The organism is Maribacter algarum (ex Zhang et al. 2020) (assembly GCF_005885635.1).
Lineage (GTDB): Bacteria > Bacteroidota > Bacteroidia > Flavobacteriales > Flavobacteriaceae > Maribacter_C > Maribacter_C algarum.
This window is the reverse complement of sequence record NZ_VATY01000005.1, coordinates 1-23,999: the sequence shown is the minus strand read 5'-3', so window position 1 is coordinate 23,999 and position 23,999 is coordinate 1. Positions and strand designations below refer to the sequence as shown.

The window sequence follows — 23,999 nt, the reverse complement described above, 5'->3', positions numbered from 1 at the left end:
TTTTTTGACACCATAATTACTAGCATCATAGTTTTAATACGAAATCAATTTTGAAAATAGAAATTGATAGCGTCGAACTAAGTTTTGATAACAAAAAGATACTTTACGGAGTTTATCTAAAAACGGAGACTGGAAAAGTAACTGGGGTGTTAGGTAGAAATGGTTGTGGAAAAACATGTCTTTTGCGTATTCTTTTTGGTGATTTAAAACCAAAATACAAAAGTGTAAGACTTGATGGGAAATATTTAAAAACCAACCTATTTAACACCGGTAAAGTTGCCTATCTTCCACAGCACCAATTATTACCAAATAATCTTTCCCTTAAAAAGGCTTTTCATTTATTTCAATCGGACTGGAAGACCTTTACAGCTATCTTTGATTCCTTTAAAATATATGGCAATAGCAAAATCAATGAAATTTCCTCCGGAGAACTTAGAGTTGTTGAAACTTATCTTGTTCTAGATTCTGGCAAGGAAATTATTTTGTTAGATGAGCCCTTTTCCTTTATAGCCCCTCTTTATGTTGAAAAGTTCAAAGATATCATTCGGGAGAAGAAAAATGTAAGTGCCATACTCATCACAGATCATTTTTATAGAGAAATCTTAGATGTCAGCGATACGATTTACCTAATTAAAAATGGATCATCCAAATTGATACAGTCGCAACAAGATTTGGAAAATGAAGGATATATCAGTTTTAATCCCCAACAAACGTAGTACCTACTGAAACTATAAATGCGTTCAGTCCGTCGCTACGGTCATACTTGTTGACCCGAAGGTCTAAGGTCTTCAATCCGAAAGTGAGGATTTTGGCTTTGGTAAAAATGTCTTTGTAACGAATTCCCATTCCGTATTGATTGGCGTTATAGCCTGATAAATCATAATCTGAAGTATAAAACTCTGTTGTTGACAAAGCAATATCCTTTGCATAAAAATAATCAGCGGCGGTCTGTTGATAATAACGATAGGATGGATAAATAGTGAACTTATCGCTCAATTTAATAGGTACTTCCAAGTTTGCTGTATGGGCGGTAATTCCCCAATTGTCGGTATAGAAGCGGTAATACGTACGAAGTACAAATGTATCACTCAGGTAATAGTTTAATCGTGCCCCTATCGGAATTTTAAAACGTGTGTTAGGTAAACGTTCGACATCATCCGCCAGCTGAAAATCTTCAATGAAAAAATTGGGAGAATCTCCAAAGTACACCCGTTGAAACGGTGTGCTCAACAATCCACTTTGTGAGACGATATCCATAAAAATCGATGCTTGTAATTTTTTACTCAGTATTTGTGAGAATCCTATAGAGACGGAGTACGAATTTCTAGTTTCATCCGTAAACTTAGTAAAATTCGGATTGTAGGTTCCTTCAAAAGTTTCATCACTTGCAATTCGCGAGTCGAAAAACCCTTCTCGCAATTCTATAGGGTACTGCGGATTCCATTTGTCCAAAAACACTTGGGCATTTATGGAAATTTCGGTGTTCTTTTCGTTGAATAATCGCGTGTACCCCCCTCCAAATCCCACGGAGAAATAATCGTACTCCGAGGAAACATAAGCTTTTGCGTTTACAATGGAATTGCGATCATCAGAACTATGGGAATAGGTAGGATTAAAATAGGCCAACACGTCTTGCCGCGATGCCCCAGATGAAGCGCTAAAAGGACTCGCATTTCGATTTACATCGCCATCCAAAGGATTCACATTGCTTGAAGATGCCGAAGTGTAAGCCGATATACCTGCATCAACGGTTATGATATCATCCTCACCAATCGGAATTCGGACAACTATACTTGAAGTAGCATCAGTCAACTCCTCAGTACCTTCTCCACCTGTTACCGCGGCGTTCTGTCCGTCTTGACCGTAATAGCTAAATAACAAATCGATTTCAGCCGCTTCAAGAACTCTTTTCTTATAGGAAGTTTCTTCTTGAGCAAATCCCATGAAAGTACTTAGAATGAATAGAAAAAAAAGATTTTTTTTCAAATGTTTTTAGTTTGAAAATGTCTACTTAATTACAACCGCAACCACCACCACTCTTACCTCCATTTGCACCAGCTGCTGCTTCACGGTAAATCTGAAAATTGGTTTCAAAACGCTCCATCCCTTTAGCAGATAAAAGCATTTCTTCATCGTTTAGATATGCTCTATCGTATTCTTTAACTGCAACGCATGAGGTTACAAAAAAGGTCAAGCAAAGTACTAGAATTACTCTCTTCATATACGTTAAAGTTAAGGATCTCTTTCAAACAATATTCCATCACTCTTGTGGACTTTGTTAAAATTATCAAATAGAATTACCTCAACCCCGTCGAGTTGATTGATCCGGAAAAGTCCCGCATCTTTTCCCATAATAAAAATAGCTGTTGCCAAAGCATCACAGAGTTCTGCGCTTTTGGCAAAAATGGAAACCTGACGTATTCCGGAGGATGGATAACCAGTTCGAGGATCGATAATATGGGAATAGCGTTTGCCCTTAAAGGTCACATACTTTTCATAATTACCTGAAGTTGCCACAGAGGATTCCACAACGGGCAGCCACGAAACAATTTTATCTTTTGCGAGTGGATTCACAATTCCGATAATCCATTTTTTGCCTGTAACATCAGTGCCCCATGTAGATAGATCTCCTGCTGCATCAATAATACCACCGGGCACCTGTTTGGAGACCAAAAATGCTTTTGCCTTGTCAGCTGCATATCCCTTACCAATAGCACCAAACGAAATTTTCATGCCCTTTTCCTTTAAATAAACGGTTTGGTTATCGCTATTTAGAATAATCTTTTCATAACCTACTTTTTCTACTGATTTTTTAATTCGTTCCGCAGATGGCATTTCTTTCATCGAACCATCGAACTTCCAGATTTTGTCCATGGAAGAATACGAGATGTCGAAAGCACCATCAGTTAATTCTGAAATCTGCTTGCAGCGCTCGATCAGCTTAAACAATTCATCGCTTATTTTCACAGGTTTGATTCCTGCATTCGAATTGATGCGATAGGTCTCCGATTCTGAATCCCAAGAAGAAATCATTTTTTCAATTCTGGTAATCTCGGCAATGGCCTCCTCAATATTTATATGTCCTAATTCCTCACTGGGTGAAACTACGGTGATACTAAACCGACTGCCCATTAGTTTGAGAGTTTTCTTTACCGTAACCAAATCACGTTCTTGTGTATATCCCGTTAGGGTAAAAAAACTAAAACATATAATGAGGAAGGTTTTCACTTAAGGCAGTTATTTAAAAGTGAAATATAATCTTCAGGTGTAGTTTTCTTGTACCCCATCTTGCCCAAAACTTTTTCCTCTTGGTTTAAAACTACAACTAAAGGAAAATGACCTTTGGGATTAAAGCGTTCAGCAAGTAAGGCATGCTGCTGAGCCATTTCAGCACTAAGCTGATTTGCTTTCTTTCTTGGAAAATCTGCTTTATATAAAATGTAATTCTCCTTCGAATAGGTTTTGAATTCTTCAGATTGCCAAATGGTTTTGTCTAACTTAATACAAGGGGCGCACCAATCCGAGCCTGCAAAAACCAAAACAATTGGTTTATTTTGATCAACTGAGGTGGCTACCGTTTCAGCATAGGTATCTTCCCAATCCTGCGCAAATGTGCAAATGGAAAAGAAGAAGAATAGTATTGGGGCAACTATTTTCAATACCGACTATTTAAATGAACTATTCAAAAACCCGAAGCATATCTCCAGTAAGTTCAATATTATACACTTTTAAAACTTTCGCAGGATTTCCATCTACTTGATTCAATGGAGTTCCGTTTTGCTCGAAACGAGAACCATGAACATCACAATAAAAAATACCACCATCTTGATTTACAAACCTGACCTGATCATAGGCTTGATGACTACAAACTTGACTCGCAGCAATGTATTCTCCCTCAAGGTTCTTGACAACAACCACTAAGTTTTTCAAAATAAAACCTCCATTTGAAGCTAAATTAGCCGCCTCCGAGGAGGTCAAATCTATGGTGAAGTCTACCCCTGTTGGTTCTTCTACGATATTTCCCGTTGGGGCTTCATCCTTTGAGCATCCATGAACGCATGGAAAAGTGAGTGCAAAAGCGGCACCTGCACCTAGGGTTTTTAAAAACTGCTTTCTTTCCATAGTACTGATATTTACTATACAAAACGCAGTATTTGCTCTTATCGTATGCCTTAATAGACAAAGGTTCCAAACTCACTTTTTATTGTCAGTTTCTTCTCCGGATTTTCCTCAACACGACCAATGATTTGAGATTCGACGCCAAAACTGCTTGATATACCAATCAAATCTTGTGCCACGAACTCGTTCACATATAACTCCAAACGATGTCCGCAATTGAAAACTTGGTACATTTCTTTCCAGTCCGTACCCGATTGTTCCTGAATTAATTTGAACAAAGGAGGAATCGGAAATAGGTTGTCTTTGATGATATGATATTGGTCAATAAAATGAAGGATTTTTGTTTGCGCACCACCGCTGCAATGCACCATACCGTGAACATCTTCAGATGTATATTTCTCAAGAATTTTCTTTACTATTGGAGCATAAGTTCTTGTTGGAGATAGCACCAATTTACCAGCATCTAAAGGAGAATTGGCAACAGCATCAGTTAACTTCATTTTTCCTGAATACACTAAATCTTCAGGCACTGAAGCATCAAAACTCTCTGGATAATTCTCAGCTAAATATTTTGAAAACACATCATGGCGGGCAGACGTCAATCCGTTACTTCCCATTCCCCCGTTGTATTCTGTTTCATAAGTCGATTGTCCAAAAGAAGCCAAACCAACTATAACATCACCTGCTTTAATATTTGAATTGTCAATTACATTTCTTCGTTTCATTCGTGCAGTAACCGTGGAATCGACAATAATGGTTCGAACCAAATCACCAACATCAGCGGTTTCACCTCCTGTGGAATGAATGGTTATGCCGTGCTGCCGCAAATCTGAAATAAGTTCTTCTGTCCCGTTAATAATAGCTGAAATCACTTCCCCGGGAATCAAATTCTTATTACGCCCGATAGTTGAGGAAAGCATAATATTATCCGTTGCTCCCACACAAATCAAATCATCAATATTCATGATAAGTGCGTCTTGGGCAATGCCTTTCCAAACAGAAACATCTCCCGTTTCTTTCCAATACATATAGGCTAAGGAAGATTTTGTACCTGCACCATCCGCATGCATTATCAAACAGTAATCATCATCATTAGTCAGATAATCTGGTACTATTTTACAAAAGGCATTCGGAAAAAGGCCTTTATCAATATTTTTTATAGCATTGTGAACATCTTCCTTTGAAGCTGAGACACCTCGCTGGTTGTACCTTTCACTATGTGATGAGCTCATTCTTTGAAGTTTGTGGCAAAAATAGTTGAATTGATGAAATCAGAACACATACTAGAACTTACTTTATAAACAAAAGCTCTCGATATTTTGTTAATGGCCAAACTTCATCATCTACCAACTGTTCTAATTTGTCAGAATGATAGCGAATTTCATCAAAATAAGGTTTGACGTTTTCCGAATATGAAAATGCTTTTTTATGACTATCTGATAATTTGTTTGCTTTCTTTCGAGCATCGGTCATTCCGTCTGTTTGCTTTTTCAAAGCAACCATATGCTCCGCCATCAGTTCAATAATATTCGATTGCCCTTCTGAAAGCTTTTTATGTGCCGCACCATAAATCTCTTTCAATCCTAAAACATTTTTAATAAGCGTATTTTGATATTCAATAGCTGCTGGAATTATATGTCCGTACACCAATTCGTTCAATACGCGGCCTTCAATCTGAATGTGTAAAATATAAGCTTCAAGCTCAACTTCTTGTCGTGCCTTCACCTCAATTTCGCTCATCACTTTCATCGATTTGAAAAGGTCTAAACTTTCCTTCGAAGTCAAAACTTGAAGTGCTTCGGGTGTAGTTTTGTTATTGCTAAGTTTTCTTTTTCTAGCTTCTTTTTCCCAATCATCACTATAGCCATCACCGTCAAAACGAATTCTTTTAGAAGTCTTTATGTACTCTCGAAGGACGTTAAAGACTGCCTCATCTTTCTTCAAACCTTTTTTATCCACTAAAGCATCAACTTCTTTTTTGAAAGCTATTAATTGCTTTGCGACGATTGTATTTAAAATGGTCATAGGTTTGGCACAATTTGCCTTGGAACCCACGCCCCGAATTTCAAATTTGTTTCCGGTGAATGCAAAAGGAGATGTTCGATTGCGATCGGTATTATCCATCAAGATTTCAGGGATCTTACCAACTACATTCAATTTGAGTTCCGTTTTTTCTTCAGGGGATAGCTTACCTTTTGAAACTCCCTCTAACTCGTCCAAAACGCGACTTAATTGCGTTCCAATAAAAATAGAAAGAATCGCGGGAGGAGCTTCATTTGCGCCTAGACGATGGTCATTTCCTGCCGAAGCTATTGATGAACGCATTAGCTCTTCATAGGTATCGACTGCCTTTATGGTATTGATAAAGAAGGTTAAAAATTGAAGGTTCTTCATGGGTGTGGAACCCGGACTCAACAGATTCACTCCTGTATCAGTGGCTAATGACCAATTATTATGCTTACCTGACCCATTAATTCCTGCGAAAGGCTTTTCATGAAATAAAACTTTAAAGCTATGTTTGTCAGCAATTTTGTCCATCACATCCATTAACAATAGATTGTGATCTACGGCCAAGTTGGCCTCCTCAAAAACCGGGGCCAATTCAAATTGATTTGGGGCTACCTCATTGTGTCGGGTCTTTACAGGAATTCCTAATTTAGTACATTCCTTTTCCAAATCGCTCATAAAGCTTAAAACCCGACCAGGAATAACTCCAAAGTAGTGATCATCAAGTTGTTGCCCCTTTGCGGCGGATTGGCCCACCAGCGTACGGCCAGTCAAACTAATATCAGGTCTTGAATTCGCGAGCGCTTTGTCAATCAGAAAATACTCTTGTTCCCATCCTAGGGTCGCATTGACTTTTGAAACATTCTTGTCAAAATATTTGGCTACCGCCGTTGCCGCTTCATCAACGGCATGTAGGGCTCTAAGAAGCGGTGCTTTGTTATCTAAAGCCTCTCCGGTATAGGAAACAAATATGGTTGGAATACACAATGTAGTCTCATAAATAAAAGCAGGTGATGTTGGGTCCCATGCCGTGTATCCCCTAGCCTCGAACGTGTTCCGAATTCCTCCACTAGGGAAGCTCGATGCGTCGGGTTCTTGTTGTACCAATTGCCCTCCACCAAATTTTTCCAATGCTCTTCCGTCCGGTAGTAAATCAAAAAAAGCGTCATGCTTTTCAGCCGTTGAACCTGTCAAGGGCTGAAACCAATGTGTGTAGTGCGTAGCTCCCATGCTAATCGCCCAGCCTTTCATTGCTTCGGCAACTTGGTCTGCAATTTTGCGGTCGATTTTCGAACCAGAAAAAATAGCGCTTTGTACACTATCAAGCGCATCTTTGGTCAAATATTGAAGCATGCGTTCTTCATTAAAAACGTTTTGAGCGAATAGCTTTGAGCGTCTCCCCTTTTCTTCAATAGTTATACGTTTTCTTTTTTGGCTTTCTTCGATAGCCTTGAATCTTATTTTTGACATAATTCTTTGTGCTTAAGAAGCTATAATTCTTTACTCGATAATCCTGCCTGCCGCCAGGCACGGTGAGATTTAAATTTTCCGAGGTGTGCTTCAGTATTTTTGGGTCGTTTTCTTACGAATGCTTTGGCAAATTACCCCATGGCTATTTACAAATATGACAAAATTACTATCAAATAATAGATATTTCACAATTTACCCCACAAAAAATGGGGTAAACCAAAAAAATAATAACTTTTGATAAAATTACCCCCTTGAAAATGACAATAATTCATCAAAAAACATATTTTTGTCTGTCTTTATAATTTCAAAAAAATAACTATCCCATATTATGAGTAAATCTAAATTAGAATACATCTGGTTGGACGGTTACAAGCCAACAGCTAACCTTAGAAGTAAAACGAAAGTCGAAGAAGATTTTAGTGGTAAATTGGAAGACTGCCCGATGTGGTCTTTTGATGGAAGCTCAACCAAACAAGCAGAAGGTGGATCTTCTGACTGTTTATTAAAACCTGTTGCTATTTATCCTGATCCAGCACGTGAAAACGGCTTCTTGGTAATGACCGAAGTGTTGAATGCAGACGGAACTCCCCATGAATCAAATTCAAGAGCAACTATTGACGATGCAGATGATGATTTTTGGTTCGGTTTTGAACAAGAGTATTTCATTATGGATACGGCTACACAATTGCCTTTAGGTTTCCCAGTTGGTGGATATCCTGGTCCTCAGGGGATGTACTACTGCTCCGTAGGTGGAAAAAACACACACGGAAGATCATTTGTTGAAGAACACGCCGATCTATGTATTGCTGCCGGATTAAACTTTGAAGGTATCAACCAAGAAGTTGCAAGTGGACAATGGGAATTTCAATTATTCGCCAAAGGCGCTAAAAAAGCAGGTGATGAAATCTGGGTTGCTAGATACTTACTAGACCGTTTGACAGAAAGCTACGGATGGTACATCGAATACCACCCAAAACCAGTTAAAGGTGACTGGAACGGTTCTGGAATGCACGCGAATTTCTCAAATACTACACTAAGAACTTGCGGTTCTCAAGAAGTATATGAGAAAATTTGTGAAGCGTTCAGACCTGTTACTGCCGAACATATTGCAGTTTACGGGGAGTTCAATGACCAGCGTTTGACCGGACTTCACGAAACTGCTTCTATCCATGATTTCAGCTACGGCATATCAGATAGAGGTGCTTCTATTCGTATTCCGATTATTACAGTTGAAAAAGGATGGAAAGGATGGCTGGAAGATCGTAGACCAGCTTCTAATGGAGATCCGTACAAAATTGCAGCTCGAATTGTGAAAACAGTTAAAACTGCTGATGTATAGTTAAATTAAATTGTTGTGATTGAAACCGCCTTTGATTACTCAGAGGCGGTTTTTTTAATTATTAAGTGTTGGTAATGGTGTGTTTTTCCAATAGTCACTCTTCATTGGTTCACTTGATATTGGTTGTAATTCGCTGTCTAAGGGAAGCCCTTTTATCATCAAATCATTTTTATCTATCTGTCCACCATTAGCCTGAATTTCTTGTGTAAAAAATTCCCGATATTGATGCAGGTACTCCCATTTTCTTTCATCAAGTTTATTGCCAATGCTGTCCCTTATATTCCGATATGAATACTTTACATCGGCAACCTGCAAATCATCTCTTTCCTCAAAAAGGCGATTAAAAAAATTTTCTGTTTTTGAATTATCCAAATTAGGGCAAACCACAAAAGTGCGTTCGTCTTCAAGAAAATAGAACTCTTTTATAGGCACCAAATCCTTCTTGTACCTTATCCTAAAATCCTTGTTCTTTATTTTACCCAAGTTTACCGGTAAGTTATTTAACCTTATACGAAAAGATTTGTCCTTTAAATTAATTACAAATTTAGATTCAAATTTGGCAGGTCTTTGAATCAGAACCTTATTATAAAATGAAATATAATTCAGGAACATTTTTCCGTTTAAATTACGAACATATTCTGTTGTTATATGATACAATACTTCAGTATTCATTTTCTTAAAACCATCTGAAAATCTTTCTGATGCATTATCTGCGATACTATAATCAAAGGCTTTCTTACTTTTAATAGAGTCATAGTCCAATTTATGTAGCGCATAGTCCAATTTATGAATAGAAAAATCCTTTGAATTAATAAAAATTTTCCCTGTTGCCATATAATTATTGTTCTTAAGTAGAATTTCAATTTCATAGACGGGCTCTTTTTTATAATTAGACTTACCTATCAATCGAAATTGGTGGTTGTCTGTAAAATCAGAATTCAAATCATTAATGAATGAAAAGGACTCTTCTTTATGATTACGGATAGCATCATGCATGCCGAGCATAATAAACTCGTTACCTCCGTCATTTTTCATTTTCGCGTTTGGCACAATTTTATTGTAACCTTCATAATCGTATGGCTGCTTGGCGAATTTGTCAATCTTGAAATCTAGATTTTTTCCATAGGATAACAATTGGTATTGATTGTAAAAACTGTTCTTTTTACCGAAACCTTTATCCAAAACCTTGATAATTGCCTCGTTGAGATTGGTATAAGTGCTATTTTTAACTTGATAATCTCGATAATACCCTACAAGGCCAAAATCATCTTGAGGATAGTTCTGTGAAATACTATTTATCGCGATTTTCACAATCTGTTTGGCACTCAACTTTTTAATGTTTGCTGATACTACAGCTCCTTCAAGCTCAAAAGCACTTGGTTTAAGAATAATGATGTTACTTTTTGAATTGTCTAACCCTTGAATATTAATTTCTTTGGTCTCATATCCCAGACAAGAAATTTCCAAAACCTCTCCTATATCGTTATATCTAAAAGGAATTTTAAAGGTTCCATCGACATTGGTAATGACACCTAAAGCCTTTTCTTTTATTCGAATACTGGCAAAAGGAATCGGTTCATTTTGAGTGGAGTCAACCAACTGGCCAAAAATGTAATCCCCTTGTTGCGAAAAACAAAAGGCCGATGTCAAAAACGATAGAATTATAAAATGCTTTTTGAACACGAATCGATTTCTTTAGTTGACATTCTTTTGCAACGGAGTATTCATCCAATACTCTTTGTACTCTTTTGGCTTGGTCATGGGTTGGTTTTCAAATATTGGTTTTCTTTTGTCCATAAACTGATCATCTAAAGGTGCTCTAGAGTCTGGTTTTACTCTTTGTGCGAAGAACTCCCGATACTGTAAATAATCAAAAATCTGTGGGTCATTAAGTAGATTACCGTCAACATCAATAATTTTCTTGGCATTTATTTCAAATAACGCTTCAATCTCTTCACTTCTTTCCTTTCTAAATAATGTACTCATCTCGCCCCTGTAAATAGCCATTGCTTTTTTAAAACTAGGGTCAACATAAAGTTTAACCGAGTCTTGAAATGCTTCAATCTTTTCAATTCCGAACTTTCTTTGCTTGAAAAAAAAATCATAATTCTTAGGTTTTATTGCAGATATAGAATCCACAGGATTATTGAAATATAACATACAATAAGCACCAGGAGCATTTACAAGAGTAGAATCCAAAACGAACTTGGGTGGTTTTCTAACTTCAAAACTGTTATGAAATGAAATATAATTTAAATACATCTTTTGGTCCATCTTTTTATAATCAGTCACAATATCGAATATGGCCTTTTGTCGATGTCCGTGTTTATTTTTCTCCTTTGATTTGATTCTTTTAGTTTCATCATACATAGTATATGTTAGTTTATAAATGGAATAATCAGTCTTTGAGATGTAGATCATTCCGTGGGCACTATAATCCACATACCTCACCCAAAACTTAATACCATAAAGTTCCTCATCATCAATATTGGTGTCTTTGCTTCTTAAAAAAGAATGGTTCTTTAACAAATCAGTCTTCAATGCACCAATAAAATCATAGGAACCAACATTGTAATTTCGAATGGCGTCATGAATTCTCAAAATTCGAAATTCATTGCCTCCATAAGCATCCAAATGTGCTTTTCTAATTACTTTTTTATTGGTTTGATAGTCATAGGGCATTCGGGCCAATGAATCTTGTTTGAAGTCTCGGTTTAGTCCAAAATTAAATAACCTAGTTTCTGTTGTACCATCATCCAATTGGTCAAAACCCTGATCAAAAACTTCTAAAATACCTTCGTTAAGATTAATATATTCTTGGTCCTTAAACTGATAGTCACGATAATAACCCACCGTTGAAAAAGAAGTAGATGGGTAGTTTCTAGGTATGGCATCTATAGCCTTTTGAACTATTTGTTTCGCAGTTAGGTTTCTTTTCCTTTTTCCTTTAACCACGGCTTCCTGTAAATCTATTGCCGAAGGATCTATGGTTAGTATATTGAGTTTATCTTGAACCAATTGACTTATGCCAATCTCCTTGGTTTGATAACCCATAGATGATATTTCGATAATATCTCCGTATTCCTTATATATCAAGGGTATTTTAAAACTTCCATCAACATTTGTAATAATTCCTAAAGCCCGGTCCTTGATTCTTATATTGGCGAACACAACAGGTTCATTTGTTTTGGAATCCATAAGTTTTCCTGAGATAAAATCCCGCTCTTGTGCTTGAGCATGCCAAGAAACCAAGAAGATTACGACGAATACTAGAAATGGATAGGTTCTTTTTTGCATCTGTATACTTTTTTAGTTATCAATATTTTGGAGTGGGGTATTCATCCAATAATCATTGAAATTCTCTGGTTTAACTATCGGTTGATCCTTGAAAATAGGATTTTGTCTTTTCATATAAAGTGCGTCTACGGGAGCAAAGGAGCTCGTCTTTAGCTCTTGGGCAAAAAACTCACGGAATTGATTGAAGTCTCGAGAAGTCCATTGATTGATTAGGTTCCCTTCAAAATCTCTAATGTTCGAAATTTTTATTTCAAAAAGGGCATTGGTGATTTTCCTTTTGCGTGCAGCGATTTCAATTTCTCGCAACATTTTCTCAGCCCTGTTTGGGTACATTTTAGGGTATAACCGAACTACATTCTGAGAATCTAATAGTTCGGCTTTTCCCAATTCAATAGACTTTCCCTTCACTTTGACCTCATAATTATCTAAAGAAGAAGCATCTTCCAGTATCACTTTGTTGTTGAATCCTATAACAAAGCATTTTAATTCAAAGTCTGGGATAATATATTCAGGCACAAATTTGGGTGGGTCCCAAAGCTTAAAAGTATTGTGAAAAGAAATATGGCTAAGATACATTTTAGTACTATTCTTTCGATATTCCGTATTCGTTTCAAAAATCAGTTCATTTTCATTTTCATGCTTGTTCAAATTACCATCACCTCGCTTCTTATTACGATCGTAAACTGAGTATTCCAACTTATGAATAGCAAAATCATCTTTAGAAATATGGAGCTTTCCATAGGCGCTATAATTCAGAAGAAACTTGGTAAAACCAATCGTGTATAAAGGTTCACCATCAAAATAGGTATCAGCTTCTTTTTTGAACTGATGCTCTGAAATCAGGTCGGACTTCAACCGATGTACAAAAGAATATGAATCAATATCGTAATTCCTTACTGCATCGTGAACCCTTAAGATATTAAATTCATTACCGCCATATGCGGGCAGAAAAGCTTTCTCGATTACTTTCCGTCTTTTATTGGCATTGTAGTTATATGACCTTAAGGCTGACGTATCACGTTTAAAATCGGTATTTTCCGAATAGTCATATATTCTAACTTTAGTGGTCACGGAATCCGTAGCGTCGAACCCTTGGTCAAATACTTCTAGTATGGCTTCATTGAGGTTTACATACTGCCGTAGGCTGTCCAATTGGTAATCGCGATAGTAACCAACCGTTGAAAAAGGCTCTAATGGGTAGTTCTCTGGTATCGCTCGTATGGCCCTGCGCACTATTTGTTTTGCTGTTAGTTTCCTTTTCTTTTTGGCAGATACGATGGCTTCCTGCAACTCGAAAATTGCAGGTTGCAGTCTCACATTATTTAATTCGTAGATAGAAAAGTCTTGGATTAGTATTTCCTGAGTTTGATAGCCCATTGAAGATATCTCGATAATATCTCCGTACTCCTTGTACTTTAAAGGAATTTTAAAACTACCATCGGTATTTGAAATAATACCTAAAGCTCTATCCTTAATTCGGATGCTAGCGAAGGCAACAGGCTCCTGTGTTTTGGCGTCAAGCAACTTTCCGATAATATATTCCCGTTGCTGCGCCAAAGCGGAACTAAATACTAGCAATAATAGAAGAAAAGACATGATGGTGGTAACTCTTTTTTGCATTGTGGAAAGCTTTTAGTTTTTCAAATTTTGGAGCGGTGTATTCATCCAATAGTCATCAAAATTATCTGGTTTTACGATGGGCTGGTCTTTAAAAATAGGAATGTCTTTTTTCATGTAAAGGGTATCTTTCAAAGTGCTACCATTGGGCTGTATTTTTTGGATAAAAAATTCACGAAACTGTTTGTAGGTATTATACTCCATTTCGTTTATTACATTTGAATATTCATCTCGCAATCCCGTAACTTCTACCGTCAATAAATCAGTGAACTCTAGTCTTTTTCTGGAAGCTACATTTAGTTCACTGCTCATATTCAAAAATTCTTTTCTACTTATTTTAGGATATATAAACACTAAATCTTCAAAGCCTTTTTTCGTTAGAATCTTATCGATAGGTATCTTTTTCCCATGAAACCTAATATCGTAGTATTCTTTGGTCTTTGCCCGCAGTTGGTCAACCCTGTTATTAAAAGTCAATTGAAAGCATGTGCACTCGGTATCAAGGTAGGTCTCTTCTAAAATAAACTTTGGAGGTTTGTTCACTTGAAAAGTATTGAAAAATGAAATGAAATTGGGATACATTTTATTGTAACTTCTGGCGTATTCTGAGATTACTTTAAAGAGTGTTACTTCATTAACATCATTCTCATCAAATTCTCCACTTTCCGTTGTTCTTGTTTTGTCATAAAGGGTGTACCGCATTTTATGAATCGCAAAGTCTTTCTTTGAAATATATATTTTACCGATGATTCTATATTTAACCAAGATTTTAGCGAAGCTAATTGCATATAGTACTTCCCCGTCAAGATTGATTTCCTCTTCCTTTTTAATAAAGTGACTATCTACAAAATCACGTTCCATTACGTTTATGAAATCATATGAATTGTATTTGAAATTTCGAATAGCATCATGTATTCTTAGAATGGTAAACTCATTACCCCCATAATTAAAGAGGTAGGCCTTGTCAATATATTTTTTGTACTTCTTGTAATCATATTTAAAACGCCCTTCGAGATCCTGATCAAAATCTTCATTACTTTGGTAATTGTAGATTCTTACTTGGGTGGTCGCAAGGTCATGTTGTTGAAAACCTGAATCGACAACTTCCAATACAGCTTCATTCAGATTAACATACTTGTCCTTTTTAACTTGGTAATCCCTATAATAGCCAATAGAGGAAAAAGTACGGGAAGGATAATTTTCTGGTATTGCTTCTATGGCTTTTCTAACAATTTGGGCTGCAGAGAGTCTTTTAGGTCCTTTGACCTTTTTTCTTCTTTTGGCCTGAACGACCGCCTCGGAGAGTTCAAGAATACTCGGCGACAGAACTACTGTATTGAAATCAGTTAATGAGAATTCCAGTAAAGGCACCTCCTTTTTTTGATACCCCATCGAAGAAATTTCAATAACATCACCATACTCCTTATACTTTAAAGGAATCTTAAAACTACCATCGGTATTTGAAATAATGCCCAAAGCTCTATCCTTAATTCGAATACTGGCAAAAGCAATGGGCTCTTGGGTTTTGGTATCAAGTAATTTTCCTGTAATATATTCACGTTGCTGCGAGAAAGCAGGATTTGAAATGAGAAATAGTACAAGAAATACAGCAATTCCGTAAATATGTTGCTTCATTGATAGTTTGGCTTTTTGGAGGGGGAAAGTAAATATTAAGCCACAAAAATTATACCATTTAACAAGTATATAAACTCAGGATATTTTAAATGTCGCCGTGCTTGCTGGCAGGCAGGATTCTGAGGGAAAACTATTGAATCGTAAAATATACAAAGGTGAAATAGACCGCTAAAAGCACCAAGCCATCGCGCCAGCCTAAACGTAATTTATTTGGCAGAAATACCAAGGGAAGGATAAGAAAAGAAATACCCAACATCCAGAAGATGTCGTTGCTTAGTAAACCTTCATCCATAACTTTTATGGGCGTGATTATTGAAGTTATTCCTAACACTGCCAATAAGTTGAAAATATTCGACCCGATAAGATTTCCCAGAGAAATTGCCTTTTCCTTTTTTATAACAGCAATTATAGAGGCTGCCAGTTCGGGAATACTTGTGCCAATCGATACTACTGTAATCGCAATTATCCTTTCACTTATACCATACTTCATTGCCATACCAACTGCACCATTTATTAAAAGTTCAGAACCGCCCCAAAGTGCAATTGCTCCCAGACCTAAAAACAAGACGGTCTTATATAATGGCAAAGGAACGTCATCTTCCGGAAGCTCATCAATGACAGCGGTTTTCTGAAAACGTAATAAATAAACCAAAAACACAAACAGAAAAATCAACATAATAATACCCTCGTAACGAACAAGCACACCATCGAAATAAATAAAGCCAAAAAAGAGAAGTGAGGCAAGCATCATCACTGGCCAGTCCGTAGTATAAAAACTCTTTTTTACGTCAATACTTCCGAGTACTATAGTAACGGCCAAAACCAATCCTAGGTTCGCAACATTAGATCCGACCACATTACCTAGAGCCAAATCAGGGTATCCTTCTAAGGCTGAGTTAACACTCACAATTAGTTCTGGAGCAGAAGTGGCAAAAGATACCACAGTCATTCCAATAACAATCTTTGGAATATTTAATTTTAAGGATAATGCGACCGCAGACTTCAATAGCCAATTGCCCCCTAAGATTAATAGGGCAAGACCTGCAAGTATAAAAAGGGGGTTTTGCATTGGTTAGGTTTTCACAAAGATAACAGAACATTTTAACTTAAATCATTAACTATTTGCTACGAGGACCCATTGAACTCCTGCATAAATAGTTAAATAACTACTAAAATAGTTGTTCAACTAAAAAAATAGTAATAAGTTTGATTTCAAATTTGAATTTTTATGCAAAAACTGACCAATAAAGAAGAAGAAATCATGAAAATTCTTTGGCAGCTTGAAAAAGCTTTTGTCAAAGAAATCAGGGCTGAGCTAGATGGCGAGAAGCCGCACTACAATACCTTATCCACGATTGTAAGAAATCTAGAGGACAAGAAATATGTTGGTCATGAAGCGTTCGGAAATACACATCGGTACTACCCTTTGATAACTAAAGATGCCTACCGAAAAAAGTTCATCAACTCAAGCATCGTTGATTATTTCGACAATTCATACAAGAACCTGGTATCTTCTTTTGCTAAGGAGGAAAAAATATCGGTGAAAGAATTAAAAGAAATTATTAACCTCATTGAAAATAAAAAATAGATGGAACCTTTTCTTCTATACCTTTTAAAGTCAGGGGCAGTCTTAGCATTGTTCTTAATTTCCTATCAGCTTTTTCTAAGGAAAGAAACCTTCTTTGTTAGCAATAGAATCTTTCTGGTATTCGGGTTAGTCGCTTCTTTCGTATTACCTTTTATCACCTTTACCAGAACCATATTTATTGAACCCAAGCCATTTGCTGAAAGTAATTTCTCCCCTTCTGAAATTGTTTTCACGACTACCGAAGTAACTCAGCCTTTTAATTGGTTCGGACTTTTGGCATTTATATATGCTATTGGGATTGTTGCTTTTGGTTTTCGTCTTTTAGTACAACTTCGGGCACTTCAAAAGATAAAAAAGAATGCTAATGTTACAAAACAAGACAATTTAACTCATATAAAAACTGAAAAAGAGATATCACCCTTCTCTTTTTTCAAATACATTTTCTATAATCCGCAGTTGTTCAAAAAGAGTGATTTAAATATCATTTTGAATCATGAGAAAGTTCATGCTACCCAATTACATTCATTAGACATACTACTTTCTGAAATCGTTTTGATTTTGCAATGGTTTAACCCTGTAATTTGGTTGTATCGAAAATCTATAAAAGAAAATTTAGAATACCTAGCGGATGCATACACTTGCATAGATCAAAAAGGCAAAAAACATTACCAATATCTCTTATTGCAAAAAGTGGTCGGAGCGAATAAGGTTACTATCGCGAATCCATTTTTTAATTCACTCATCAAAAAACGAATAGTCATGTTAAATCAAAATCAATCAAAAAAAGGAAATTTTTTAAAGTTATTCATTGTTCTTCCGTGCCTAATGGGTTTTTTATTGGCTTTCAACGTTCGTGAGGAAGTTAAGTTTTATGAACCTACTAGTTTAACCTCCGGTTACAAAACTGAGACTGTCGAATTTCAAAGTCCATTAAATCAAAAGGACATCAAGCAGATATCGGCCCGTTTCGGACTAGGGCAACATAAACTTGAAAAGGATAAATTCCACAACGGAATCGACTTGGTGGCTTCGACTGGAACAAAAGTTCTGGCAAGTAATTCGGGAACTGTCAAAGTATCTTCCAAGACGCCATCCAGTGGAAACTATATTGTTATTGAACATGAATCCGGTTATAGTACAAAATACATGCACTTAAAGAACAGGAATGTCAAAAGTGGCGAAAAAGTTGAAATGGGTGCTATTATAGGTCATGTAGGGAATACTGGAAAATCCACCGGACCTCATTTACATTTTGAGATTTTAAATTCTGGAAAGGCCATTAACCCTGAAAGCAAGATTCCATTCAGAACGGTTGGTAATCTGGTAAAGACTAGGGCAGATACCGAAAAAAAGATTGAAATCCGAATAGACAAAGACACATCGGATGAAGAGCTTAAAAAAATTAAACAAGACCTCGCAGAAAAAGGTTTTGATTTTTCCTATACCGCGGTCCATAATGAAAATAACGAAATTATTAGCCTGTCAATAGATGTAAAGTCAAAAGGCTCCAAAAAACAACAAATGAGCGGTTCTTCAACTTTCTATAATGACGAGGAGCCCATTAATCCAGTTACCTTGGTTATGGACGATGAGAACACCATGATTTTTATGGGTGATAAGAATGCAGAAGTTATACATGAAGACGAAGATCATTCAGTCTGGGTACATAATGGCAGTACAAAAATTAAAACGGTAAACATATCAGAAGAGAATGGGAAGAAAACCATACGTGTGAATGGTAAAAAAGTGAGCGAAGAGGAGTATAATAAACTAAAGGAAGATGAAGAGTCTGATGGACATCATATTAAAATCAAAAAATCAGAAAATGGTGAAGATAATCGTATAATCATAATCAAAAGTACCGATGATAATGAAGATGACGATATCGAATGGATAGAAGAGGGTGGGAATTCTTTTTTCTTCCTTCATGAAGATGGTGATGGTGACCCCATATATTATATTGACGGAAAACAAACCACAAAGAAAGAATTTAAAGCGCTTTCAAAAGATAAAATTGAGAAAATCGAAGTATCGAAAGGCGAGAGTGCTAAAGAAAAATACGGTAAAAAAGCTAAGAACGGTGTTGTGGAAATAACCACGAAAAATAATTAAGGAGATACACTTTTGTTACCAAAATTTAATCATATGAACCGACTTTTTTTTAGTCGGTTTTTTTGAATCCTGAAACGAAATCATCAAAAATCACCTTTTTTGAGCCCAAAACTGCCTTGCTAAATTAAAAAGCAACGAAAACACCTCTACAAATGTTAAATTTTATAATGTTTTCAGTAATAAATAATTACAGTTTATAACAATAATCAAGAAACTCATTAAAAAAGTATAATATGATTCGTTATTTTGATTTCAATAGTGTATTCACTTGTATTGATTTTGGTCAAAATAGTTGCAAGTGAACATTTTTTAAATATATCTTATTTGGATAATCGATTATCAGCAACTATTTATTAACCCTAAAAAACCTTTGTTATGATTACACTAGCTAAAATTTTGTTGTTCTTGTTGTTATCCTTGATCACGATAATAGCTTAAGTAGAATCATATAGGCCTATATATAAAAGACCGCCTAATAGGCGGTCTTTTCAATTCAATTGACCATTCACACGTTTATGATAACCCTTAATTCAAAACATTATGATACTATATATTGGAATTTTAATAGCGCTAACAGGCGCAATCATATTGATACTTAAACCCATTTTCAAAACCAATGAGATTTTGACCAAATTTACCATTAAGCGGAGTTTGCAGCTTATGGTCTTGGGAATCGCGTTAAGCATAATCTCTGGTGCGTTCTTTTATGCTGAACCTGGCACCGCTTATGCGGTTCAATATCCCTGGGGAGGTCAAAAAGCGGTTTTTCGCCAAGGTATAAACACTAAAATGTGGGGTAGACTGATTCCCTTACAATTTGAATTACCCATTAAATACGTCATTCCGAATTCGGAAGGTAATCTTGGAGATCAAAGCGAATACGCCAATGTTGATGCGGCAAAGTATTGGGCGTTTAGCGATGCGGTAAAAGCGAGAATCGCTACTTCTGTGGTTATAAGCATAAATACCGACGATAAGGATCAATTCTTATCCGTGGCCGATCGCAATAAGACAGAACAAAATATGATTCGCTCTAGGGTCATCCCAAATATTGACCAGTCCATAAAAAACACCTGTAAATTGATGGATGCCCAAGACTACATCTCCGGACAAGCTTCTGATTTTGATAGGTACTTCAAAGACCAATTAGAAAATGGTATGTATGTACTTGAGGAATATGCAGATAATCAAACCCGTGAGATAATTGGAGATAGTAGTACTGTTCGAACGATTGTCAATAAGGAAACGAAGCATAAAAGGTTTCGTATTCAAATAAGAAATGGAGAACCCGTTCGTGAGAAAGGAAACTCATTGAAAGCTTATGGGCTAACCGTCATACAGGCAGTGGTAACTGAAATTGATTGGGAACAAACTTTTGATAAGCGCCTACAACTGCAAAAGGAAGAGGTGGCGCAAACCCAATTAGAGAAACAACAAGCTGAGCGTGAGTTTTATAGAGCCCAGAAGGAAAAAGCCCGAGGTGAAGCCGATAAAGCTACCGAAAGGGCCCGATTAGAAAAGGAGCAAATACAAAAAACCATTGCTGCAGAAACCGAAGCTAAAGTTGCTGAATTCAATTTAGTCAAAGAGAAGAAGCAATTTGAAGTGGAAAAGTTCAAGGCCTTAAGTAAAAAAGTAGCTGCTGATGCGGAGTCGTATCAGAATGCTAAACTAGTAAGCGCCGGACTTACGCCGCAGGAAAAAGCGGAATGGGAATATAAAACTTCTGTAGGAGTCGCTAGAGAACTAAAGGAGTTAAGTCTTCCTGAAATATTCATTGAAGGAGGAAGTTCTAAAAGCACCGATAGCAATCTACTTCAGTCTCTTATTGGAGCAGATTTGGCCAAAAAGATGATGGAATCCAATGGTCAAAAATAGTACACAATTTCTATCTGAAAAATGCGGTCGATGACCGCATTTTTTATTTTGTATTTTTGAAAAAACCAAACTCTTGAAAAAATCGATTTTTAAATTCCTGGCGAAGGCAAACAAGTTACTACTTCCATCCTACACCAAAAAAAGATTGAATTTGGCCAAGGCTTCAAAATTTCAATTGGCAATTATTGGATGGCGATATTTCGTGACTACGAATGCGTTGGACTAATAATGTAAAAGGGATTTTACCTCATATCCTCTTATTTGGTCCTTACCATTCAAAAAATCCAATTCAATCAAGAAATTGAACTGAACAATTTCTCCACCCATTTTTTCAACTAGCTTGCACACTGCTTGTGCTGTGCCACCTGTTGCCAAGACGTCATCATGGATTAAAACACGTTCGCCAGGGGCAATTGCATCTTCGTGTACTTCTAAAATATCCTCTCCGTATTCTAATGTATACACTTCGCTGATGGTTCTATAAGGAAGCTTACCAGACTTACGTACAGGTACAAAACCAGCATTGAGTTTCGTAGCTAAAATCGGTGCAAAGAAAAAACCTCTACTTTCCATTCCTACGACTTTATTGATTTTTTGATTTCCCACCAGTTCATATAAGGCATTCACCGCTTTATTTAAAGCAGAGGGATCTTTTAAAAGGGGTGTAATATCTTTAAAAACAATTCCTTCTTTGGGGAAATCTTTGATATCGCGTATGTAGCTATTAAAATCCATTTCTTTTGTCAGTAGTTATTTTGCGTTAAAAGTAAAAAGAAATATATTTGCAGCCCTTTTAAAAGGGAAAAACGGCCTCGTGGCGCAACTGAATAGCGCACTTGATTACGGCTCAAGAGGTTACAGGTTTGAATCCTGTCGAGGTCACTTAGATTTATCAATTAAATTCAAAAAGTCTGTAAATCAATGATTTACGGACTTTTTCATTTTAACAAGTATCGTTTGATATCATATAAAATCACCCTATCTGGTGAGTAATTCGGTGAGTAGTTTTCATATTCGCAAAAACACCGATGATAATATGTTAAAAAATTGACAATCAGTTTTTTAAGCAAAAAGTTAGTTGAAATTGAACAACTTAAAAGCTTAAAAAAATGAATGATTCCTTCTCTATTTTATTCTATATCAGGAAAAACATGCCTGATAGAAACGGTTTGTGTCCCATCTATCTCAGGATTACGGTAAGCGGAAAACGCTCCGAAATAAGTGCAAAACGAAAAGTGAAAGTTGATGATTGGAACTGTGCTTCTGGGCGTGCCAAAAACTCCAAGCCTTCCAATCGTGAATTGAACAAATATTTGGAAGATCTGCGTGCCCGATTATATCGAATTCAAGGAAAATACGAAGCGGACGGCAGGTCATACACGTCCCAAATGATAAAAAACTCTTTTCAAGGAAAAAGCTCTAGACATAAAACACTATTGAACATCTATGAAGGTCATAACAAGGAAATATCCGAAATAGTCGGCAGGGAATTCTCTTCAGGAGCTTACCAAAGGCACCTCAGAACACTTCGACACTTAAAAGCTTTTATCGATAAGGAGTATGGCCAAGAGGATGTATATGTCAAGGAAGTAGATTTAAAGTTTATCAACCGTTTTGAACACTATTTAAAAACGAATTTAAAAGCCTGTGGACAGAATACGGTGACTAAATATGTAACCAACCTAAAAAAGATTATGCGCATATGTTATGCCAATGATTGGATAAGCAAAGACCCCTTTTATCATTGGAAAGCAAAATGGAAAAAAGTAGAACGTGATATTCTTAATGAAAGAGAGCTGAAAATTTTGATGGAAACCGAATTGCCATTGCAAAGACTGGAACAAGTAAGAGATATCTTTATATTCTGTTGTTTTACCGGTTTGTCCTATATAGATGTGGAAAAACTGTCGGACAATCATATAGTCCTTAATATAAAAGGTGAAAAGTGGATAAAAATCAATCGTTCGAAAACCGATACAAAAAGCAGTGTTCCTTTGCTTCCGATAGCTGAGAAAATACTTCAAAAATATAGTGCCACTTTAGATAACAATCAAAATAAGTTACTTCCCGTAATCAGTAATCAAAAGTTAAATACTTACCTAAAGGAAATAGCTGCAATTTGTAATATAGAGAAGAAGCTAACATTTCATTTATCTAGGCACACTTTTGCGACAACCGTGACTTTGGCAAATGGAGTGCCAATAGAATCCGTAAGTAAAATGCTCGGGCATTCGTCTTTAAAGACGACACAAATTTATGCTATGGTTATTGATAAGAAATTAATGAATGATATGAAGCGGATAGTTGGTAAATATTAAATGAGAGTTATGTAATAAAAACAAGACCCCAGATCTTACCCAAAACTTTGCACATGGTTCCTGTCCTGTTTTTGTAGTGTTCCGGTAGATAAGCGTTAAGCAAAAACAGGATAGGGCGCATCCTGCTATTTGTTCTTTAAAGTATCGTAGGGTGTATTCAAAACTTGGGAGTGAAACGGAGAAGATTTGAATAGCAAGAGGGCAACACGCTAAAGCGATGTTACTAGTTTAGATATTTCATCCATGAAACTGAAAATGAGAAGTTTACGACTTCAAATTATTGCATTTTTAAAATGTGTCGTTAAAAAGTTTACTGTAAAAACGCTGGAAACCCCAGTAAACATTGAAAAAGTTTGCTGTAAAACCTATAATTTTCCATTAAAATAGTTATCACTCGTAAGCGGATTTATATAGTAAATGATATAGGATTGCTAAACGAAAATTTGCTTCGCTCTTTTTTGTTTCGACCATTCTCAAATCAAGTCGAGTGGATTTTTCTTTTGCGAATTCTAAGAGAAAACCAAATCAATTGATAAAATTTTGTTCATAAACTTCAACAAAGGGTGATTGTCTTCGGATTACAGCAAAAATTCGATTGACAAGTTTACAGCATACCGCA

The 23,999-nt window shown here is 36.3% G+C and carries 20 protein-coding genes and 1 tRNA gene; 8 read left to right on the top strand and 13 right to left on the bottom strand.

Annotation, left to right across the window (positions count from 1 at the left end; all coding sequences use genetic code 11):
- Positions 1-50: 50 nt before the first annotated feature.
- A complete protein-coding gene (locus tag FEE95_RS18925; RefSeq protein ID WP_138659602.1) occupies positions 51-716 on the top strand; it encodes an ATP-binding cassette domain-containing protein in 666 nt (221 codons plus the stop codon).
- On the opposite strand, the gene FEE95_RS18920 is transcribed toward FEE95_RS18925, so the two are convergent.
- From FEE95_RS18920 to FEE95_RS18890, 7 genes are all read right to left on the bottom strand, one after another.
- Entirely contained in the window at positions 697-1,944 is a 1,248-nt protein-coding gene (locus FEE95_RS18920; RefSeq protein ID WP_138659924.1) for a DUF3570 domain-containing protein, read from the bottom strand. The two genes, FEE95_RS18925 and FEE95_RS18920, sit on opposite strands and share 20 nt — an antisense overlap.
- Before the next feature lie 67 nt (positions 1,945-2,011).
- Positions 2,012-2,221, bottom strand: coding sequence for a DUF4266 domain-containing protein (locus tag FEE95_RS18915; RefSeq protein ID WP_138659601.1), 210 nt, complete (start codon positions 2,219-2,221; stop codon positions 2,012-2,014).
- A gap of 11 nt (positions 2,222-2,232) precedes the next feature.
- Positions 2,233-3,228 carry an FAD:protein FMN transferase gene (locus tag FEE95_RS18910; protein ID WP_394347961.1) on the bottom strand — a complete coding sequence of 332 codons (996 nt, stop codon included), beginning with the start codon at positions 3,226-3,228 and terminating at the stop codon, positions 2,233-2,235.
- A complete protein-coding gene (locus tag FEE95_RS18905) occupies positions 3,225-3,659 on the bottom strand; it encodes a thioredoxin family protein (RefSeq protein WP_138659600.1) in 435 nt (144 codons plus the stop codon). The genes FEE95_RS18910 and FEE95_RS18905 overlap by 4 nt, the downstream gene beginning before the upstream one ends.
- A 19-nt stretch (positions 3,660-3,678) precedes the next feature.
- Complete coding sequence (locus tag FEE95_RS18900; RefSeq protein ID WP_138659599.1) at positions 3,679-4,122, bottom strand: QcrA and Rieske domain-containing protein; 444 nt, start codon at positions 4,120-4,122, stop codon at positions 3,679-3,681.
- 50 nt (positions 4,123-4,172) lie between these two features.
- Positions 4,173-5,351 (bottom strand): AIR synthase related protein, encoded by a 1,179-nt coding sequence (locus tag FEE95_RS18895; protein WP_138659598.1) that lies wholly within the window; start codon positions 5,349-5,351, stop codon positions 4,173-4,175.
- Between the two features lie 58 nt (positions 5,352-5,409).
- Positions 5,410-7,596, bottom strand: a complete 2,187-nt coding sequence (locus FEE95_RS18890; protein ID WP_138659597.1) for a glutamine synthetase III family protein — start codon at positions 7,594-7,596, stop codon at positions 5,410-5,412.
- 328 nt (positions 7,597-7,924) lie between these two features.
- Here FEE95_RS18890 and FEE95_RS18885 point away from each other — a divergent pair, with 328 nt between their 5' ends.
- Positions 7,925-8,935, top strand: coding sequence for a glutamine synthetase beta-grasp domain-containing protein (locus tag FEE95_RS18885; protein ID WP_138659596.1), 1,011 nt, complete (start codon positions 7,925-7,927; stop codon positions 8,933-8,935).
- Positions 8,936-8,989: 54 nt separating this feature from the next.
- Here the strand turns inward: FEE95_RS18885 and FEE95_RS18880 are convergent, their stop codons facing one another.
- From FEE95_RS18880 to FEE95_RS18860, 5 genes are all read right to left on the bottom strand, one after another.
- Positions 8,990-10,618: a carboxypeptidase-like regulatory domain-containing protein gene (locus FEE95_RS18880; protein ID WP_138659595.1), complete on the bottom strand. Its 1,629-nt coding sequence runs from the start codon at positions 10,616-10,618 to the stop codon at positions 8,990-8,992.
- A gap of 12 nt (positions 10,619-10,630) precedes the next feature.
- On the bottom strand, positions 10,631-12,232 hold the full coding sequence (locus FEE95_RS18875; RefSeq protein WP_138659594.1) for a carboxypeptidase-like regulatory domain-containing protein: 1,602 nt from the start codon (positions 12,230-12,232) through the stop codon (positions 10,631-10,633).
- Positions 12,233-12,244: 12 nt separating this feature from the next.
- On the bottom strand, positions 12,245-13,852 hold the full coding sequence (locus tag FEE95_RS18870; RefSeq protein ID WP_138659593.1) for a carboxypeptidase-like regulatory domain-containing protein: 1,608 nt from the start codon (positions 13,850-13,852) through the stop codon (positions 12,245-12,247).
- A 12-nt stretch (positions 13,853-13,864) separates the two neighbouring features.
- The gene (locus FEE95_RS18865) at positions 13,865-15,484 is read right to left on the bottom strand and encodes a carboxypeptidase-like regulatory domain-containing protein (protein WP_138659592.1); all 1,620 of its coding nucleotides are present in this window, start codon (positions 15,482-15,484) and stop codon (positions 13,865-13,867) included.
- A 130-nt stretch (positions 15,485-15,614) separates the two neighbouring features.
- On the bottom strand, positions 15,615-16,553 hold the full coding sequence (locus FEE95_RS18860; protein WP_138659591.1) for a calcium/sodium antiporter: 939 nt from the start codon (positions 16,551-16,553) through the stop codon (positions 15,615-15,617).
- Between the two features lie 159 nt (positions 16,554-16,712).
- Here FEE95_RS18860 and FEE95_RS18855 point away from each other — a divergent pair, with 159 nt between their 5' ends.
- The 4 genes from FEE95_RS18855 to FEE95_RS22360 all read left to right on the top strand — a co-directional run bounded on the left by FEE95_RS18855 (position 16,713) and on the right by FEE95_RS22360 (position 21,288).
- Complete coding sequence (locus FEE95_RS18855) at positions 16,713-17,072, top strand: BlaI/MecI/CopY family transcriptional regulator (protein ID WP_138659590.1); 360 nt, start codon at positions 16,713-16,715, stop codon at positions 17,070-17,072.
- Entirely contained in the window at positions 17,073-19,184 is a 2,112-nt protein-coding gene (locus FEE95_RS18850; protein ID WP_138659589.1) for a peptidoglycan DD-metalloendopeptidase family protein, read from the top strand. It abuts the gene before it with no gap.
- A 540-nt stretch (positions 19,185-19,724) separates the two neighbouring features.
- Entirely contained in the window at positions 19,725-21,062 is a 1,338-nt protein-coding gene (locus FEE95_RS18845; RefSeq protein WP_138659588.1) for an SPFH domain-containing protein, read from the top strand.
- Positions 21,063-21,135: 73 nt separating this feature from the next.
- The gene (locus FEE95_RS22360) at positions 21,136-21,288 is read left to right on the top strand and encodes an SsrA-binding protein (protein ID WP_138659587.1); all 153 of its coding nucleotides are present in this window, start codon (positions 21,136-21,138) and stop codon (positions 21,286-21,288) included.
- Here the strand turns inward: FEE95_RS22360 and FEE95_RS18835 are convergent.
- Positions 21,285-21,797 carry an adenine phosphoribosyltransferase gene (locus tag FEE95_RS18835; RefSeq protein ID WP_138659586.1) on the bottom strand — a complete coding sequence of 171 codons (513 nt, stop codon included), beginning with the start codon at positions 21,795-21,797 and terminating at the stop codon, positions 21,285-21,287. The two genes, FEE95_RS22360 and FEE95_RS18835, sit on opposite strands and share 4 nt — an antisense overlap.
- A gap of 73 nt (positions 21,798-21,870) precedes the next feature.
- Here FEE95_RS18835 and FEE95_RS18830 point away from each other — a divergent pair.
- Positions 21,871-21,944 (top strand) — tRNA-Arg (locus FEE95_RS18830).
- Positions 21,945-22,171: 227 nt separating this feature from the next.
- Positions 22,172-23,380 carry a site-specific integrase gene (locus tag FEE95_RS18825; RefSeq protein WP_138659585.1) on the top strand — a complete coding sequence of 403 codons (1,209 nt, stop codon included), beginning with the start codon at positions 22,172-22,174 and terminating at the stop codon, positions 23,378-23,380.
- Positions 23,381-23,999 lie beyond the last annotated feature (619 nt).

Bases quoted from the DNA above. Each gene is read 5' to 3' on its own strand.
- FEE95_RS18920 (WP_138659924.1), bottom strand. From the start codon at position 1,944: ATGGGATTTGCTCAAGAAGAAACTTCCTATAAGAAAAGAGTTCTTGAA.
- FEE95_RS18915 (WP_138659601.1), bottom strand. From the start codon at position 2,221: ATGAAGAGAGTAATTCTAGTACTTTGCTTGACCTTTTTTGTAACCTCA.
- FEE95_RS18900 (WP_138659599.1), bottom strand. From the start codon at position 4,122: ATGGAAAGAAAGCAGTTTTTAAAAACCCTAGGTGCAGGTGCCGCTTTT.
- FEE95_RS18895 (WP_138659598.1), bottom strand. From the start codon at position 5,351: ATGAGCTCATCACATAGTGAAAGGTACAACCAGCGAGGTGTCTCAGCT.
- FEE95_RS18890 (WP_138659597.1), bottom strand. From the start codon at position 7,596: ATGTCAAAAATAAGATTCAAGGCTATCGAAGAAAGCCAAAAAAGAAAA.
- FEE95_RS18885 (WP_138659596.1), top strand. From the start codon at position 7,925: ATGAGTAAATCTAAATTAGAATACATCTGGTTGGACGGTTACAAGCCA.
- FEE95_RS18875 (WP_138659594.1), bottom strand. From the start codon at position 12,232: ATGCAAAAAAGAACCTATCCATTTCTAGTATTCGTCGTAATCTTCTTG.
- FEE95_RS18870 (WP_138659593.1), bottom strand. From the start codon at position 13,852: ATGCAAAAAAGAGTTACCACCATCATGTCTTTTCTTCTATTATTGCTA.
- FEE95_RS18865 (WP_138659592.1), bottom strand. From the start codon at position 15,484: ATGAAGCAACATATTTACGGAATTGCTGTATTTCTTGTACTATTTCTC.
- FEE95_RS18860 (WP_138659591.1), bottom strand. From the start codon at position 16,553: ATGCAAAACCCCCTTTTTATACTTGCAGGTCTTGCCCTATTAATCTTA.
- FEE95_RS18855 (WP_138659590.1), top strand. From the start codon at position 16,713: ATGCAAAAACTGACCAATAAAGAAGAAGAAATCATGAAAATTCTTTGG.
- FEE95_RS18850 (WP_138659589.1), top strand. From the start codon at position 17,073: ATGGAACCTTTTCTTCTATACCTTTTAAAGTCAGGGGCAGTCTTAGCA.
- FEE95_RS18845 (WP_138659588.1), top strand. From the start codon at position 19,725: ATGATACTATATATTGGAATTTTAATAGCGCTAACAGGCGCAATCATA.
- FEE95_RS18835 (WP_138659586.1), bottom strand. From the start codon at position 21,797: ATGGATTTTAATAGCTACATACGCGATATCAAAGATTTCCCCAAAGAA.
- FEE95_RS18825 (WP_138659585.1), top strand. From the start codon at position 22,172: ATGAATGATTCCTTCTCTATTTTATTCTATATCAGGAAAAACATGCCT.